The 15,540-nt window shown below is 49.6% G+C and carries 12 protein-coding genes; 2 read left to right on the top strand and 10 right to left on the bottom strand.

Annotation, left to right across the window (positions count from 1 at the left end):
- Positions 1 to 51: 51 nt before the first annotated feature.
- The 6 genes from fbaA to tkt all read right to left on the bottom strand — a co-directional run bounded on the left by fbaA (position 52) and on the right by tkt (position 9,241).
- Positions 52 to 1,131, bottom strand: coding sequence for a class II fructose-bisphosphate aldolase (gene fbaA / locus M979_RS13980; RefSeq protein ID WP_064513655.1), 1,080 nt, complete (start codon positions 1,129 to 1,131; stop codon positions 52 to 54).
- 100 nt (positions 1,132 to 1,231) lie between these two features.
- Positions 1,232 to 2,395 (bottom strand): phosphoglycerate kinase, encoded by a 1,164-nt coding sequence (gene pgk, locus M979_RS13985; protein ID WP_034457768.1) that lies wholly within the window; start codon positions 2,393 to 2,395, stop codon positions 1,232 to 1,234.
- Positions 2,396 to 2,443: 48 nt separating this feature from the next.
- Positions 2,444 to 3,463 carry an erythrose-4-phosphate dehydrogenase gene (gene epd / locus M979_RS13990; protein WP_034457770.1) on the bottom strand — a complete coding sequence of 340 codons (1,020 nt, stop codon included), beginning with the start codon at positions 3,461 to 3,463 and terminating at the stop codon, positions 2,444 to 2,446.
- A gap of 379 nt (positions 3,464 to 3,842) precedes the next feature.
- Positions 3,843 to 5,789 (bottom strand): TonB-dependent receptor domain-containing protein, encoded by a 1,947-nt coding sequence (locus tag M979_RS13995; protein WP_373978499.1) that lies wholly within the window; start codon positions 5,787 to 5,789, stop codon positions 3,843 to 3,845.
- A 157-nt stretch (positions 5,790 to 5,946) separates the two neighbouring features.
- Positions 5,947 to 7,017, bottom strand: a complete 1,071-nt coding sequence (gene yncE, locus M979_RS14000) for a 7-bladed beta-propeller protein YncE (protein WP_064555303.1) — start codon at positions 7,015 to 7,017, stop codon at positions 5,947 to 5,949.
- A 232-nt stretch (positions 7,018 to 7,249) separates the two neighbouring features.
- Positions 7,250 to 9,241: a transketolase gene (gene tkt, locus M979_RS14005; protein ID WP_064555304.1), complete on the bottom strand. Its 1,992-nt coding sequence runs from the start codon at positions 9,239 to 9,241 to the stop codon at positions 7,250 to 7,252.
- Between the two features lie 265 nt (positions 9,242 to 9,506).
- Between tkt and loiP the strand changes: the two genes are divergently transcribed.
- A complete protein-coding gene (gene loiP, locus M979_RS14010) occupies positions 9,507 to 10,265 on the top strand; it encodes a metalloprotease LoiP (protein ID WP_034457774.1) in 759 nt (252 codons plus the stop codon).
- 49 nt (positions 10,266 to 10,314) lie between these two features.
- Here the strand turns inward: loiP and speB are convergent, their stop codons facing one another.
- From speB to M979_RS24065, 4 genes are all read right to left on the bottom strand, one after another.
- Positions 10,315 to 11,235, bottom strand: coding sequence for an agmatinase (gene speB / locus M979_RS14015; RefSeq protein ID WP_034457777.1), 921 nt, complete (start codon positions 11,233 to 11,235; stop codon positions 10,315 to 10,317).
- A gap of 199 nt (positions 11,236 to 11,434) precedes the next feature.
- Entirely contained in the window at positions 11,435 to 13,411 is a 1,977-nt protein-coding gene (gene speA / locus M979_RS14020; RefSeq protein WP_074388663.1) for a biosynthetic arginine decarboxylase, read from the bottom strand.
- Entirely contained in the window at positions 13,404 to 13,550 is a 147-nt protein-coding gene (gene yqgB / locus M979_RS23365; protein ID WP_157093250.1) for an acid stress response protein YqgB, read from the bottom strand. The genes speA and yqgB overlap by 8 nt, the downstream gene beginning before the upstream one ends.
- A 103-nt stretch (positions 13,551 to 13,653) precedes the next feature.
- Positions 13,654 to 13,749 carry a hypothetical protein gene (locus M979_RS24065; RefSeq protein WP_425338133.1) on the bottom strand — a complete coding sequence of 32 codons (96 nt, stop codon included), beginning with the start codon at positions 13,747 to 13,749 and terminating at the stop codon, positions 13,654 to 13,656.
- Between the two features lie 471 nt (positions 13,750 to 14,220).
- Between M979_RS24065 and metK the strand changes: the two genes are divergently transcribed.
- Positions 14,221 to 15,375, top strand: a complete 1,155-nt coding sequence (metK, locus tag M979_RS14025) for a methionine adenosyltransferase (protein ID WP_034457781.1) — start codon at positions 14,221 to 14,223, stop codon at positions 15,373 to 15,375.
- The last annotated feature ends 165 nt before the right edge of the window (positions 15,376 to 15,540 follow it).

A 15,540-nucleotide genomic window follows, 5' to 3' on the forward strand; every position in this document is an offset into this window, starting at 1 on the left:
CGGCATTGCGCACAAGGCGGGTTTTTCGGTACAGCAATTAAGCTACAAAGATTACAGAACGTCTACTGCGTTCAGTTCTTTGAAAGCTTGCTCCAGACGGGTGATCATGGAAGTCTGTGCAGAACGCAGCCATACGCGCGGATCGTAGTATTTCTTGTTCGGCTGGTCTTCGCCTTTCGGGTTGCCCAACTGACCTTGCAGATACGCTTCGTTAGCTTTGTAGTAGCTCAGGATACCTTCCCAAGTTGCCCACTGGGTATCGGTATCGATGTTCATTTTGATAACACCGTAGCTCACGGAATCTTTGATTTCTTGAGCAGTAGAACCAGAACCGCCGTGGAATACGAAGTTCAGGGAGTTGTGCGGCAGGTTGTGTTTCTTAGAAACATAATCCTGAGAATCACGCAGGATAGTCGGGGTCAGAACCACGTTACCTGGTTTGTAAACACCGTGCACGTTACCAAAAGAAGCAGCGATGGTGAAACGTGGGCTGATTTTGCTCAGTTCAGTATAAGCGTAATCAACGTCTTCTGGCTGAGTGTACAGCGCAGAAGCATCCATATGGCTGTTGTCTACGCCATCTTCTTCGCCGCCGGTGCAACCCAGTTCAATTTCCAGAGTCATGCCCATTTTGGACATACGCTCCAGGTATTTAGAGCTGATCGCGATGTTTTCTTCCAGAGACTCTTCAGACAGGTCGATCATGTGAGAAGAGAACAGTGGTTTGCCGGTAGCTGCGAAGTGTTTTTCACCCGCGTCTAACAGGCCATCGATCCACGGCAGCAATTTCTTCGCGCAGTGGTCAGTGTGCAGGATTACTGGCACGCCGTAATGTTCAGCCATCTGGTGTACGTGATGTGCGCCAGAGATAGCACCCAGGATTGCAGCGCCCTGAGGAACGTCAGTTTTCACGCCTTTACCAGCGATGAATGCAGCGCCACCGTTAGAGAACTGAACGATAACTGGAGCTTTAACTTTCGCAGCAGTTTCCAGTACAGCGTTGATAGAGTCGGTGCCTACGCAGTTAACTGCTGGCAGAGCAAAGTTGTTCTCTTTTGCTACCTGGAAAACTTTCTGTACGTCATCACCAGTGATAACACCAGGTTTTACGAAATCAAAAATTTTAGACATGTTACGTTGTCCTGTATCGTTGGCCGTTAGAAAAAACGATGAGTCGCCCGCATTTGCAAACGACTAAAAAACAACGGGCAGGAAACCCTGCCCGTAATCATTACTTCTTAGCGCGCTCTTCAAGCATCGCTACTGCTGGCAGAACTTTACCTTCCACGAATTCGAGGAATGCGCCGCCGCCAGTGGAGATGTAGGAGATTTTGTCAGCAATACCGAACAGGTCGATTGCTGCCAGAGTGTCACCGCCGCCTGCGATAGAGAATGCTTCGCTGTCTGCAATTGCATTAGCAACGATTTCAGTACCTTTACGGAAGTTCGGGAATTCGAACACGCCAACCGGGCCGTTCCACAGAATGGTTTTTGCATTCTTCAGGATTTCAGCCAGTTGTGCTGCAGATGCATCACCGATATCCAGAATCTGCTCGTCAGCTTTCACATCGTTTACAGATTTCAGAGTTGCAGTAGCAGTCTCAGAGAACTCAGTTGCAACGCGAACGTCAGCAGGTACTGGGATATCACAGATAGTCAGCAGGCGTTTAGCTTCGTCAACCAGGTCTGCTTCGTACAGAGATTTGCCTACGTTGTGGCCTTGAGCAGCAACGAAGGTGTTCGCGATGCCACCACCAACAATCAGCTGGTCAGCGATTTTGGACAGGGAATCAAGAACAGTCAGTTTGGTAGAAACTTTAGAACCGCCAACGATAGCAACCATTGGACGAGCTGGTTCTTTCAGTGCTTTACCCAGTGCGCTCAGCTCTTCAGCCAGCAGCGGGCCTGCACAAGCGATGTCTGCAAATTTGCCAACGCCGTGAGTAGAAGCCTGTGCGCGGTGAGCAGTACCGAAAGCGTCCATTACGAATACGTCACACAGTGCAGCGTATTTTTTAGACAGAGTTTCGTCGTCTTTCTTTTCGCCTTTGTTGAAGCGAACGTTTTCCAGAACAACCAGTTCACCTTCAGCAACTTCAACGCCGTCGAGGTAATCTTTAGCCAAACGAACCGGGGAAGACAATTTGTCTTTCAGGTAGTTAACAACCGGCAGCAGAGAGAATTCTTCGTTGTACTCGCCTTCAGTCGGACGACCCAGGTGAGAAGTTACCATCACTTTAGCGCCTTGCTTCAGGGCCAGTTCGATAGTTGGCAGTGATGCACGAATACGTGCGTCAGATGTCACTTTCCCTTCTTTAACTGGTACGTTCAAATCTGCACGGATCAGAACGCGCTTACCAGCCAGATCCAGATCGGTCATCTTAATTACAGACATGGTGAATCCTCTCGTTGATTCTTAAAGTTTTGCGAACGCATATGCGCTCTACCTGAAACCACTTGCGGCCATGACTAACGTCGTGTCGAGCATTCGGTTAGCAAAGCCCCATTCATTATCACACCAGACTAAAGTTTTAATCAGATGTTGCCCACTGACCCGGGTTTGTGTGCCATCAATAATGGCACTATGCGGATCGTGGTTAAAATCAGTCGAGACCAACGGTAATTCCGTATAGTCAACTATACCATGAAATGAATCTCGTGCTGCTTTTTGCAGCAACTTGTTGACTTCATTGGCTTTAACTGCATTTTTCACCGTCACGCTTAAATCTATCGCTGTGACGTTGATGGTAGGAACACGTACCGCAATTGCTTCAAAACGATCGTTAAATTTCGGGAAAATACGTGTGATACCAGCAGCAAGACGCGTATCAACGGGAATAATAGACTGGCTGGCGGCACGGGTGCGGCGCAAGTCTGGATGATAGGCGTCAATAACTTGTTGATCATGCATGGCCGAATGAATGGTGGTCACTGTGCCCCACTCAATACCGTAAGCATCATCAAGCAGTTTGATAATTGGAATGATGCAGTTTGTGGTGCAAGAAGCATTTGAAACAATGCGATGTTCAGCAACCACACTTTCATGATTCACACCGTAAACAACGGTGGCGTCGAGGTCGTTACCGCCAGGATGAGAGAAGAGGACTTTTTTAGCACCAGCGGCAAGATGAGCCTCACCGTCTGCACGGGAGCCAAACACACCAGTGCAATCGAGCACCACATCAACGCCCAGTTCACGCCACGGCAAATTAGCAATTTGCGGTTCGTGCAAAATACGGATGGCGTCGTCGCCTACCCATAACTGGTCACGCTCCTGACGGACGTCCCAGGCGAAGCGACCATGGCTGGTGTCATACTTCAACAGATGCGCCATACCCGCAGCATCAGCCAGTTCATTGATTGCTACGACGGTAATTTCCGCACGGCGACCGGATTCGTACAAAGCACGTACCACGTTGCGCCCAATGCGACCGAAGCCATTAATTGCTATGCGTACGGTCATATCTCTCCTGCCAGAATCCCTGAGACTAAGTGGCTGACAGAGTAATCCAGCAATCGTCTGAGGGGAATCCTCGCACTATTGAAACTGCATTTGTTTGCTTAATTGTCGAACATTTAGTCGACTGAAACGCTTCAGCTATGGTAAGCGAAACGGGGAATAAATGGAACGTTACCCCAGGACAGGCAACTAATCTTCTGACGCAGGTCACATTTTCGATGGAATAACTGCAACGAATTAAAGGCTAAGGACGAATAGTAACCAGTATTGGCAAGCGGCCCTCATACTCACAGGCATTGGATCGAGACCGGATGTATACGACAGAGGACAAACGCCACCACCGGGCAGCATTTGTCCTTTAGGCACTCAATTATGCACTCAATTAAAATTCGATTCGTGCACCCAGATTGTAGCGGCGCCCTTCGACCAGCCCGTAATCGCCCCACGGACTGATACGTTGTGGGTCAGCATCAAATAGGTTGTAAACACCTGCCATAAGCTGGGTATTTTTGTTCAATTGATAACGCGCACCGAGATCAACCATCGTCCAGGCCTCGTAATCAATATGATCGCCAGTATCGCGGTTGCTGCTGCGATAATTCGCTTTGCTCCACAGATCCAACGCTTGTGTAGCCGACCAGGTCAGCGACAAGTTCGCCATATGACGTGGGAAGTCATTAAGCGCATAACCTTTATTAACGCCGGTTTTCTGTTCGCTATGGTTATAGGTGTAGTTCGCGTTGGCTTTTACGGTTTCAGTCACTTGCCAGTCGGCATTAAGCTCCACTCCATAGACATCAGCTTTACCGACGTTGAAGTATTTACTGATAGAGTCAGCTTGATAGCCGTTCATCTGGCACTGGTTAGTCGCCGTCGTTTCACAAATAGTCTCTTCGGATATTTTATCTTTGAATTGGGTATAGAAAACGGTGCCGTCTAACGCCAGCTTCTCTCCTGCCCAGTACAGACCCAGTTCAGAGTTGACGCTTTTCTCTGGTTTCAGGTCATCGTTACCCACGGTTAAATACGGGTATGGCGGTAATGAGCCACGTGGCGTCACGAAATCAGCGGAGGTTTCGCGCAATTCAGGTTTTTTATAGCCTGCGGATACACCGCCTTTCAGAGCCCAGGCGTCGGTAATCGCCCAGTTGCCATAAAGTTTTGGCGTGACGTGTGTGCCGAAATAGTTATCGCGATCCATACGTGCGGATGTAGTCAGCGTAAAGTCGCCAATTTGCCAACCATCTTCAGCGAACAGTGCCCAACCATTGCGGCTGATTTTGGTCACCGGCTCCACTCCTGGCGCTTCTTTACTGGAAACAGCAAATTGATCGTTCAACTCTTCGCGAGTGAAATTAGCGCCGATGGTTAACTTATGGCTATCTAACGTGAAGGTCGTCTGGCTGTTGGCAACGTAGTTTTCAGTCTTAATGTACTGCGGAGCATCACCATCCAGACTGTACTTTGAGCGCCCTTTCTCGTAGTTGATGTAGTTTTTTGTTTCAATAGTGTCTTCAGCGTACCAACCGTTGTGGCTCAGTGTCAGCGCATCACGATCAAACCTCCACATCCAGGGCGCATTATCACGGTTCTTCTTTTGTTCCCCAGAGACAACATTGAGGTCAAATAAGTTTGTTTCGTTAGCTGCAAGGCCTACGGTCATATCGACAGACTTGCGATCGTTTTTGCTGAAATAGTTGTCACGATTGTCATCACGGCGATTGAGCCAGTCAGCGGCAATGCTCACACCCAGCACATCCGGCACAATAGGCCCCATCGCGAACAAATTCATCTGGTTGGTGTTACCGAATGAACTGTCTTCCTGAATGAACGTATTAGCCGCCAACGCCCCGGTCCAGTCAGCCACACCGTAAGGCTTTTTGGTGATGACGTTAACCACACCACCAATCGCATCTGAGCCATACAACGATGACATCGGCCCACGAATCACTTCAATTCGCTCGATAGCTTCCATCGGTGGCAGGAAATTAACTTCAGCACCAATATCTTGCCCATAGGGGCGTGATTCACCGGTATTTTGTTTGACACTGTTGACCATAAACGCGGTATAGCTTGAGTCCATACCTCGCATCATTATACTGCCGGTCGCCATATCACTCGAACCACTACCTATATTAACGCCTGGTAAATCCTGAATGGCTTCGGCAACATTCCTGTTTGGTTTTTCATCGAGCTGTTTTCGATCAATTACGGAAATTGTAGCTGGGGCATCTTTTTTCTGTTGAGAAAAACCCGATGCCGTCACCACCATTTGATCTTCATTTTCGTTAAGAGAAGAGCTATTTTCCTCGGCTAACACTGTAAGCATTGAGCCTCCAGCCAGCACCGCTATTCCTGCCACTGTTCGTGCCAACACCAACCGCTTATTATTTCCCATTTTTTAATTACCTGAGATATTGAAAAAAGCCTACCGACCCTGTGAATTTTCACCACAGGGCTTTATTATTCTTTTAATTAAAATTGAGTTAGATTTTGTCGAGATCGACTTTAATAATGTAATCCGGTTTTTTGCCCATATCCTTTTCCCCCTGCTTCACGCTGGCATAAAGAGTGCGGCTATCAGCTGAAAGCGCAAGACTATTAGGCAAGGCCGATGTCGCGATGCTGGCTTTTACTTTGTAAGTGTCGCCGTCGACAACGCTTATCAGCTGTGCATTACGGTGAGTGATATAAACTTCGTTGCGACCACTGTTGTACATTACTGCCAGAGAATTAATTACCTTGATGCGATCAATGATTTTGCCGTCTTCTAGTGAAACCACCAAAACATCGGATAAATCAGGATCGGTAATAAATGCACGCTCTTTTTTATTATCCAGCGCGATATTTAAGAAGAAGTGTTTTTTCTGCGGCTCAACTTTAACTCTTGAGATAATTTTATTATCGCTGGCATCAAGCGTAATAAATTCCCCACTGCCGTTTACAGCATAAACTCGCCCTTTGCTTTCATCGACAGCCAGCCCGGTTGGATATTCACCCATATTTTCAATGGTCGCAATATGCTGCTGTTTTTGCGTGTCGATAACCCAAATAATACCTTTCTGAGTAACACCTGATACATATAAGCGTTGGCGTTTTTTATCAAGCGCCATTTCACGGGTGTGAACGATTTCTTTAGGATTACTGATATCACTCAGTTGAACCGTTTTAATTTCTTTATCAGTGCGTGTATCGATAAGCGTAACGGCCCCTTCAAGGGTGTTACCGATATACAAAATATGGTTTTCTTCATCCAGCACAGTGGCAAATGCGCGTCGCTTAGTAGTAATTTTTCCGGTGGCTACCAGCGTATCTGGATTCAATTTATAGACCAGGCCATCAGTTTTATCTTTATCAAATGAAGGGGCTGAGGCGGCGAACAGAACGTTCTGAGAAGCATCATATGCCAACTCGTAAACCCCATTACCCGCTGGAACGGCAAGGAACTCTTTTTCGGGAAGCGGTTTCGCACAAACAGACAGGGAACTCATCAGCAGCGCAGCGGTTAAAGCAATGAAACCCGAATTCTTGTAGCCAGATAAAGTATGTCGATTCATTTACTTATATTCACATTAATTTACGTAATGCAAATGATAATGATTTTCACTCTCATGATCAATACAAATAAAGAGCCATTAGAGATTGCGGTAATGCTTTGTTTTAGAGAAATATTTAGATGCACACCGTGGATGAATGTAATGTCGAGGCAGGGAATTTTGATTTTAAGACGAGAGGATTTTCGTATCTGAAGCATTAAAGAAAAGGCCAGCATTGCTGGCCTTTTTCACATTACAGAACTGCTTTAGCCTGTTTCACCACATTCTCAACGGTGAAGCCAAACTCTTCGAACAGCTGCTCTGCTGGAGCAGACTCACCGAAGGTGGTCATACCCACAACCGCGCCGTTCAGGCCAACGTATTTGTACCAGTAGTCAGCGATGCTGGCTTCGATAGCAACACGCGCAGCAACGGCTTTCGGCAGCACGGCTTCACGGTACGCTGGATCTTGTTTGTCGAACGCATCGGTAGACGGCATGGAAACCACACGTGCTTTGATACCTTCAGCAGACAGCTGATCCCAGGCTGCAACAGCCAGTTCAACTTCAGAACCGGTCGCGATCAGGATCAGTTCCGGCTGGCCTGCACAATCTTTCAGAACGTATGCGCCGCGGGCGATATCCGCCAGCTGCTGTTCTGTACGATCCTGCTGTGCCAGGTTCTGACGAGAGAAGATCAGCGCGGTCGGGCCGTCGTGACGTTCTACTGCGTATTTCCACGCCACCGCAGATTCAACCTGGTCACATGGACGCCATGTGCTCATGTTTGGCGTTACGCGCAGGGCAGCAAGCTGCTCTACTGGCTGGTGAGTTGGGCCATCTTCGCCCAGACCGATTGAGTCGTGGGTATAGACCATCACCTGGCGTTGCTTCATCAGCGCGGCCATACGCACCGCGTTACGAGCGTATTCAACGAACATCAGGAAGGTAGAGGTGTACGGCAGGAAACCACCGTGCAGTGCAATACCATTCGCAATCGCCGTCATACCGAATTCACGTACACCGTAATGGATGTAGTTACCGGCCAGATCTTCGTTGATCGCTTTAGAACCAGACCAGATAGTCAGGTTAGACGGTGCCAGGTCAGCGGAACCGCCGAGGAATTCTGGCAGCAAGTGTCCGAATGCTTCGATGGTGTTCTGAGACGCTTTACGGCTAGCGATTTTCGCAGGGTTAGCTTGCAGGTTCTTGATGAACTCTTGCGCTTTAGCTGCGAAATCAGCAGGCATGTCGCCTTTCATACGACGGGTAAATTCAGCAGCTTCCTGCGGGAAGGCTTTCGCGTAGGCTGCGAACTTCTCGTTCCATGCCGCTTCTTTCGCCTGGCCTGCTTCTTTTGCATCCCACTGAGCGTAGATCTCAGACGGGATTTCGAATGGCGCGTGTTTCCAGCCAAGTTGCTCACGAGTCAGTGCGATTTCCGCATCACCCAAAGGTGCGCCGTGGGAATCGTGCGTACCGGCTTTGTTTGGTGAACCGAAACCGATGATGGTTTTGCACATCAACAGTGAAGGTTTGTCGGTAACGGCCTTAGCTTCTTCAACAGCGCGTTTGATGGCGTCTGCATCGTGACCGTCAACGCCGCGCACAACGTGCCAGCCGTAAGCTTCAAAGCGTTTCGCAGTATCGTCAGTGAACCAGCCTTCAACGTGGCCGTCGATAGAAATACCGTTGTCATCATAGAAGGCAACCAGTTTACCCAGACCCAGCGTACCGGCCAGTGAGCAAACTTCGTGGGAAATGCCTTCCATCATGCAGCCATCACCCAGGAATGTGTAGGTGAAGTGGTCCACGATGTCGTGACCAGGACGGTTGAACTGTGCTGCCATGGTGCGTTCAGCAATTGCCATACCCACTGCGTTCGCAACACCCTGACCCAGCGGGCCAGTCGTGGTTTCAACACCAGCGGTGTAGCCCACTTCCGGGTGACCCGGAGTTTTGGAATGCAGCTGACGGAAGTTTTTCAGTTCTTCAATCGGCAGGTCATAACCTGTGAGGTGCAGCAAGCTATAGATCAGCATTGAACCGTGGCCGTTAGACAGCACAAAGCGGTCACGGTCAGCCCATGCAGGGTTCTGCGGGTTATGGTTCAGGAAATCGCGCCACAGGACTTCGGCAATGTCTGCCATACCCATAGGGGCGCCCGGGTGACCGGATTTGGCTTTTTGTACTGCGTCCATGCTGAGTGCACGAATAGCATTGGCAAGCTCTTTACGAGAGGACATTTTGACTCCAGATCGGATGGTTGAAGGTCAGGCCTTGACTACTATGCGTTATGGGCTACGCCCAAAAAATTGCCATCAATGTACCGCAAGCCGTGTGCCATGTACATGGAGCATCCTTTTGTCCGGTTAAGAAATCTCTGGAACCTGCTCGCATGTTGCGCAAGTTGCTGCGCGAGTTTGGTTAACTTCTTTATACTGAAGCGACTAGCCAATGGTTTGTGGCTGAATCACCTCTGAGCAGTTATCACTAATTAAGGATATTGGCATGAAATTGCGCCCAATTTTATTAAGCCTGAGCGTTGCTGCCCTACTGAGCGGCTGCCAGAACATGGACTCTAACGGTCTGCTCGCTTCCGGTGCGGAAGCATTCCAGGCCTACACATTAAGTGATGCGCAGGTGAAAGAGTTAAGTGACAAATCTTGTGCTGAGCTCGACAGCAAGGCGAGCATCGCTCCAGCCAGCAGTGAATATGCTAAACGTCTCAGCAAGATTTCCTCAGCCCTGGGCGACAACATCAACGGCATGCCGGTGAACTACAAGGTGTACGTCACCAAAGATGTAAATGCCTTTGCGATGGCTAACGGCTGCATTCGCGTATATAGCGGCCTGATGGACATGATGAACGATAATGAAGTCGAAGCGGTTATCGGCCACGAAATGGGCCACGTCGCGCTGGGTCATGTGAAGAAAGGGATGCAAGTGGCGTTGGGCACCAACGCAGCACGCGTAGCGGCAGCCTCAGCAGGCGGTGTGATTGGCAGTCTGTCGCAGTCGCAGCTTGGTGATTTGGGCGAAAAACTGGTGAACGCGCAGTTCTCCCAGCGTCAGGAGTCTGAAGCCGATGACTACTCGTATGATTTGTTGAGAAAACGTGGAATCAACCCAATTGGCCTGGCGACCAGTTTTGAGAAGTTAGCGAAAGCAGAAGAAGGCCGCCAAAGCTCAATGCTTGATGACCACCCAGCTTCTGCAGAACGTGCGCAACATATTCGTGACCGTATGGCTGCGGATGGGCTGAAGTAATATAAAAGCGGTGGATGGCGCGATAGCGCCATCCGACACAAACAATTCTTTATTCGCCTTTCTTAGCAGCCTGGATATACAACATCTCCAGCGCCAAAGTCGCACCCGCCAGCGCGGTAATTTCGGACTGATCGTAAGCCGGAGAAACTTCCACAACATCCATACCAACGATGTTCAAGTCTTTCAAACCACGAACCAGTTTAAGCGCACGGTCAGTCGTCAGACCACCGATAACCGGAGTTCCTGTTCCTGGTGCGAAAGCCGGGTCGATACAGTCAATATCAAAGGTCAGGTACACCGGCATATCACCAACAATTTGCTTAACCTGCGCCAGCACATCGTCAACAGTGCGGTCATTCACCTGGCCTGCATCCAGCACGGTGAAACCATTGTCTTTATCGAACTCAGTACGGATACCAATTTGCACAGAGTGGTTCGGGTCGATCAAACCTTCTTTAGGTGCAGTGTAGAACATGGTGCCGTGGTCGAACTCGCAACCATTTGCATAGGTATCGGTGTGCGCATCAAAATGTACCAGTGCCATTTTACCAAAGTGCTTCGCATGGGCACGCAACAGCGGCAGAGTCACAAAGTGGTCACCACCGAAAGAGAGCATACGCTTGCCGGCAGCCAGTAATTTTTCTGCGTGAGCCTGCAGACGTTCGCTCATATCACGCGCATCACCGAAGGCGTAAACCAGGTCGCCGCAGTCAACAACGTTCAAACGCTCACGCACGTCGAAGTTCCACGGGAAGCGGTTGCCTTCCCATGCCAGATTAGTTGAAACCTGACGAATTGCCGCAGGGCCATGACGACCACCTGCACGGCCAGACGTTGCCGCATCAAAAGGAACGCCAGTGATAACCCAATCGGCATCGCTGTCGTATGGCATAAAGTTCAGCGGAAAACGTAAAAAACCGAAGGCATTGGATACCAGGGAATTGTCGTACTGATGGCCTAAGGTGCTCATGGTTTGACCTCACGATGATGGTAATTATTAGCAAAAAAAAGTCCCCTCCGCGTCGTTAAACCCGACGAGGAAGGGACTGTTTCATTCAGACTGCTTGTTGGCGCGGATTATCGCCGAATGCAGCATTATTTGTACACTATTTACTCTAAATAATTCGCGTTGCAAAGTGTTGGCTGCAGCTCGAAGTATGACGAGTAATTTACTCGTCTTCTAAGTAAGTATAGCCGTACAACCCAGCCTCAAACTCTTCAAGGAACTGCTGCTGTAATGCCGCATCCAGATCGGTCTGTTTAACCTGATCGCGGAAATGCTTCAGCAAGGTGTTTGGATCAAGCTGAACATATTCCAGCATGTCCGCAACGGTATCGCCTTCATCAGAAAGCTCCACCTCTACGCTGCCGTCAGGGAAGACAAACACGTCAACCGCTTCGGTATCACCAAACAGGTTGTGCATGTTGCCCAGAATTTCCTGGTACGCGCCAACCATAAAGAAGCCCAGCAGCGGCGGGTTTTCCGCATCGTATTCTGGCATTGGCATCGTAGTCGCAATACCGTCGCCATCGATGTAATGATCGATTGCACCGTCGGAATCACAAGTAATATCCAGCAGTACCGCGCGGCGCTCAGGGATCTGATTCAGACCTTCAAGCGGCAGCACAGGGAACAACTGGTCTATGCCCCATGCATCCGGCATCGACTGGAACAGTGAGAAGTTGACGTAAATCTTATCCGCCATACGTTCTTGCAGTTCGTCGATTATTGGGCGGTGCGCACGGTTACTTGGGTCGAGCAAGCGTTGAATTTCATGGCACATGCTCAGGTAAAGTTGTTCCGCCCAGGCGCGTTCTTGCAGCGAGAAGCTGCCAGATGCATAGCCGGTGTGGATATCGTGCAAATCAATCTGGCTGTCGTGCAGCCATTCACGCAGCGAGCGGCGGTTGTTCGGCTCGTGCATTTCGCCCCAGGTTTCCCACATGCTTTGCAGTGCGCGCGGTGCGGCTTCAGCAGGCGCGGTTGGGGTTGTGTATTCGTTACGTTCAACACCGATGATGTTAGACACCAACACGGTATGGTGCGCAGTTACCGCACGACCGGACTCGGTAATAACCGTTGGGTGTGGCAAACCGTGTTCTTCACACGCATCACCAATCGCCCAGATAATGTTATTAGCATATTCGTTCAGGCCATAGTTGACCGAACAATCCGACTGGGAACGCGTCCCTTCGTAGTCCACGCCCAGACCGCCGCCCACGTCGAAGCATTCGATGTTAACGCCCATCTTGTGCAGCTCAACATAGAAACGCGCAGATTCACGCACGCCTGTGGCGATATCGCGGATGTTCGCCATTTGCGAACCAAGGTGGAAGTGCAGTAATTGCAGGCTGTCGATACGACCCGCTTCACGCAACATATCAACCAGTTGCAGAACCTGCGTCGCCGCCAGGCCAAATTTGGATTTCTCGCCACCAGAAGACTGCCATTTGCCGGAGCCTTGTGACGCCAGACGTGCGCGCACGCCAAGACGTGGCACGACATTCAAGCGCTCTGCTTCTTCCAGCACGATACGAATTTCTGACATCTTCTCGATGACCAGATAAACCTTGTGGCCCATCTTCTCGCCGATCAACGCCAGGCGGATGTATTCACGGTCTTTATAGCCGTTACACACAATAACTGAACGCGTCATACCGGCATGCGCCAGAACCGCCATCAGTTCCGCTTTAGAACCCGCTTCCAGACCCAGAGGTTCACCGGAATGAATCAGTGATTCAATTACGCGACGGTGCTGGTTCACTTTGATTGGGTAAACGAGGAAATAGTCGCCGTTATAACCATAAGATTCGCGAGCACGTTTGAACGCTGCATTAATAGAACGCAGGCGGTGCTGCAAAATCTGCGGGAAACAGAACAATGCAGGTAAACGCTGCCCCTGTGCTTCACGGGCTTTTACGAGTTCAGCGAGATCAACACGAGCCTCTGGGACATCGGGATCGGGGCACACGGTAATGTGACCGAGTTCGTTGACGTCGTAATAGTTATTGCCCCACCAGGCAATATTGTAAGTACGCAGCATCTTGCTTGCTTCCTGGGAGCTCATGGCAACCTCCTGCATGGAGCGGTGTACATCCTGCTCGCCCACTGACGAACCCGAAACAGAAGAGATTTTGTCAGACATGGCGAACCTCAAATTTAAACGAATGTGCAAAACAGTTGACTACTATCGCAGGGGTATCCTGCAATAACAACCCATTAACAGCGCGTAGAAGCAGCATAAGACGCTGACAGGCTAGCTGTGCGACCGGTTTCTTTTTCATATCATAAGTAAAACACGTAACCGAACTCCGTTGTGCGGAGCGGCGAAACCACGAGAATACTCTTATCGATGACAAGAGAGCCCAAGTTCTGAATTTTGCGGGTTTAAAAACCGGCCCGAGAATCCATCGATGCGCCAAGATGGGTATAACATCGGCAGGAATGTAGCTGTAGCAAAGAGTGGCTGGATGCGAGGAGCATATGCACGACCTGGACGGTCGCCAGAGTTTGCGAATTAAAGCGGTTTTTCAATCGTATCACCTCCACGCATACGGTTTGGGTATGCGACAAGCCAAAGCTAAGAAATTTGCTCAACCCGGCTGGAAGTGGGCAACACAAAAACTGTGTGCTTGTTGAATGAGCCGCGCGCGCCGCTTTATACCGATAACAGAAGGAAATTGCAAAGTAAAAATCCCTGGATTGCGGCACTGTCAGTAAAATTTGCCACCTGAGATTATTGGCACAGACTTGCAGGCGTAAAAATCACTGGTAATCTGATTAATGGATAACCTAGAATAGCCGTCCAGATGTTAATCCATCTATACCGATTAACTGTTAGACTGCCTGAAATGAAACCTGTGGTGAAAACTCAAGTTACCAGTACATCGCACTGGTTCGAGCGCCGATAAACAGCAGTCTGCACTAACCTAATTCTCTTAGGGTGAATAAAACATGGCCAAACACCTCTTTACGTCCGAGTCTGTATCAGAAGGGCATCCCGATAAAATCGCTGACCAAATCTCCGATGCGGTGCTTGATGCGATCCTGGAACAGGATCCAAAAGCGCGCGTAGCTTGCGAAACTTACGTAAAAACCGGCATGGTTCTGGTTGGCGGTGAAATCACCACCAGCGCCTGGGTTGATATCGAAGAGATCACTCGTCAAACGATTCGTGAAATCGGCTACGTGCATTCTGATATGGGCTTTGATGCCAACTCTTGCGCAGTGCTGAGCGCTATCGGTAAGCAATCCCCTGATATCAACCAGGGCGTTGACCGTACTGACCCGCTGGAGCAAGGTGCTGGCGACCAGGGCCTGATGTTTGGTTATGCGACCAATGAAACCGACGTGCTGATGCCAGCGCCAATCACTTACGCACACCGTCTGGTTCAACGCCAGGCTGAAGTTCGTAAGAATGGCTCTCTGCCATGGTTGCGTCCGGATGCAAAAAGCCAAATCACCTTCCAGTATGACGACGGTAAAATTGTCGGCATCGACGCGGTAGTATTGTCTACCCAGCATTCAGAAGATGTTGCGCTTAAAACGCTACAAGAAGCCGTTATGGAAGAGATCATCAAGCCAGTTCTGCCGGCAGAATGGTTAAATGCTTCCACTAAATACCACATCAACCCAACTGGCCGTTTTGTTATCGGTGGCCCAATGGGTGACTGCGGCCTGACCGGTCGTAAAATTATCGTTGATACCTACGGCGGTATGGCTCGTCACGGCGGTGGTGCATTCTCTGGTAAAGATCCGTCTAAAGTGGACCGTTCTGCAGCATATGCGGCTCGTTATGTAGCGAAAAACATCGTTGCAGCTGGCCTTGCTGACCGCTGTGAAATCCAGGTTTCTTACGCAATCGGCGTGGCTGAGCCAACATCTATCATGGTTGAAACCTTCGGTACTGAGAAAATCTCTACCGAGCAACTGACCCTGCTGGTACGTGAGTTCTTCGACCTGCGTCCGTACGGCCTGATTCAGATGCTGGATCTGCTGCACCCAATCTACAAAGAAACCGCAGCATACGGTCACTTTGGTCGTGAGCATTTCCCATGGGAAAAAACCGACAAAGCAGAATTGCTGCGTGATGCTGCTGGACTGAAGTAAACCTCGCCAGTTCACCATCAAACTTTAAAGGCCAGCGCTTCGCTGGCCTTTTTGTTTTTTACTCCCCTTCAACACTTAAATCCTCCTCCGAAAAATCTCTCGTAACAAACAGCACCAGTGGAAACGGTTACATTCGCGTTAACAAGGCATTAATTAAGACAGTTC

This window comes from Buttiauxella noackiae ATCC 51607, from assembly GCF_001654865.1.
GTDB classification, from domain to species: Bacteria; Pseudomonadota; Gammaproteobacteria; order Enterobacterales; family Enterobacteriaceae; genus Buttiauxella; species Buttiauxella noackiae.

Bases quoted from the DNA above. Each gene is read 5' to 3' on its own strand.
- speB (WP_034457777.1), bottom strand. From the start codon at position 11,235: ATGAGCACCTTAGGCCATCAGTACGACAATTCCCTGGTATCCAATGCC.
- epd (WP_034457770.1), bottom strand. From the start codon at position 3,463: ATGACCGTACGCATAGCAATTAATGGCTTCGGTCGCATTGGGCGCAAC.
- tkt (WP_064555304.1), bottom strand. From the start codon at position 9,241: ATGTCCTCTCGTAAAGAGCTTGCCAATGCTATTCGTGCACTCAGCATG.
- speA (WP_074388663.1), bottom strand. From the start codon at position 13,411: ATGTCTGACAAAATCTCTTCTGTTTCGGGTTCGTCAGTGGGCGAGCAG.
- M979_RS24065 (WP_425338133.1), bottom strand. From the start codon at position 13,749: ATGCTCCTCGCATCCAGCCACTCTTTGCTACAGCTACATTCCTGCCGA.
- M979_RS13995 (WP_373978499.1), bottom strand. From the start codon at position 5,789: ATGCTTACAGTGTTAGCCGAGGAAAATAGCTCTTCTCTTAACGAAAAT.
- yqgB (WP_157093250.1), bottom strand. From the start codon at position 13,550: ATGAAAAAGAAACCGGTCGCACAGCTAGCCTGTCAGCGTCTTATGCTG.
- loiP (WP_034457774.1), top strand. From the start codon at position 9,507: ATGAAATTGCGCCCAATTTTATTAAGCCTGAGCGTTGCTGCCCTACTG.
- pgk (WP_034457768.1), bottom strand. From the start codon at position 2,395: ATGTCTGTAATTAAGATGACCGATCTGGATCTGGCTGGTAAGCGCGTT.
- yncE (WP_064555303.1), bottom strand. From the start codon at position 7,017: ATGAATCGACATACTTTATCTGGCTACAAGAATTCGGGTTTCATTGCT.
- metK (WP_034457781.1), top strand. From the start codon at position 14,221: ATGGCCAAACACCTCTTTACGTCCGAGTCTGTATCAGAAGGGCATCCC.
- fbaA (WP_064513655.1), bottom strand. From the start codon at position 1,131: ATGTCTAAAATTTTTGATTTCGTAAAACCTGGTGTTATCACTGGTGAT.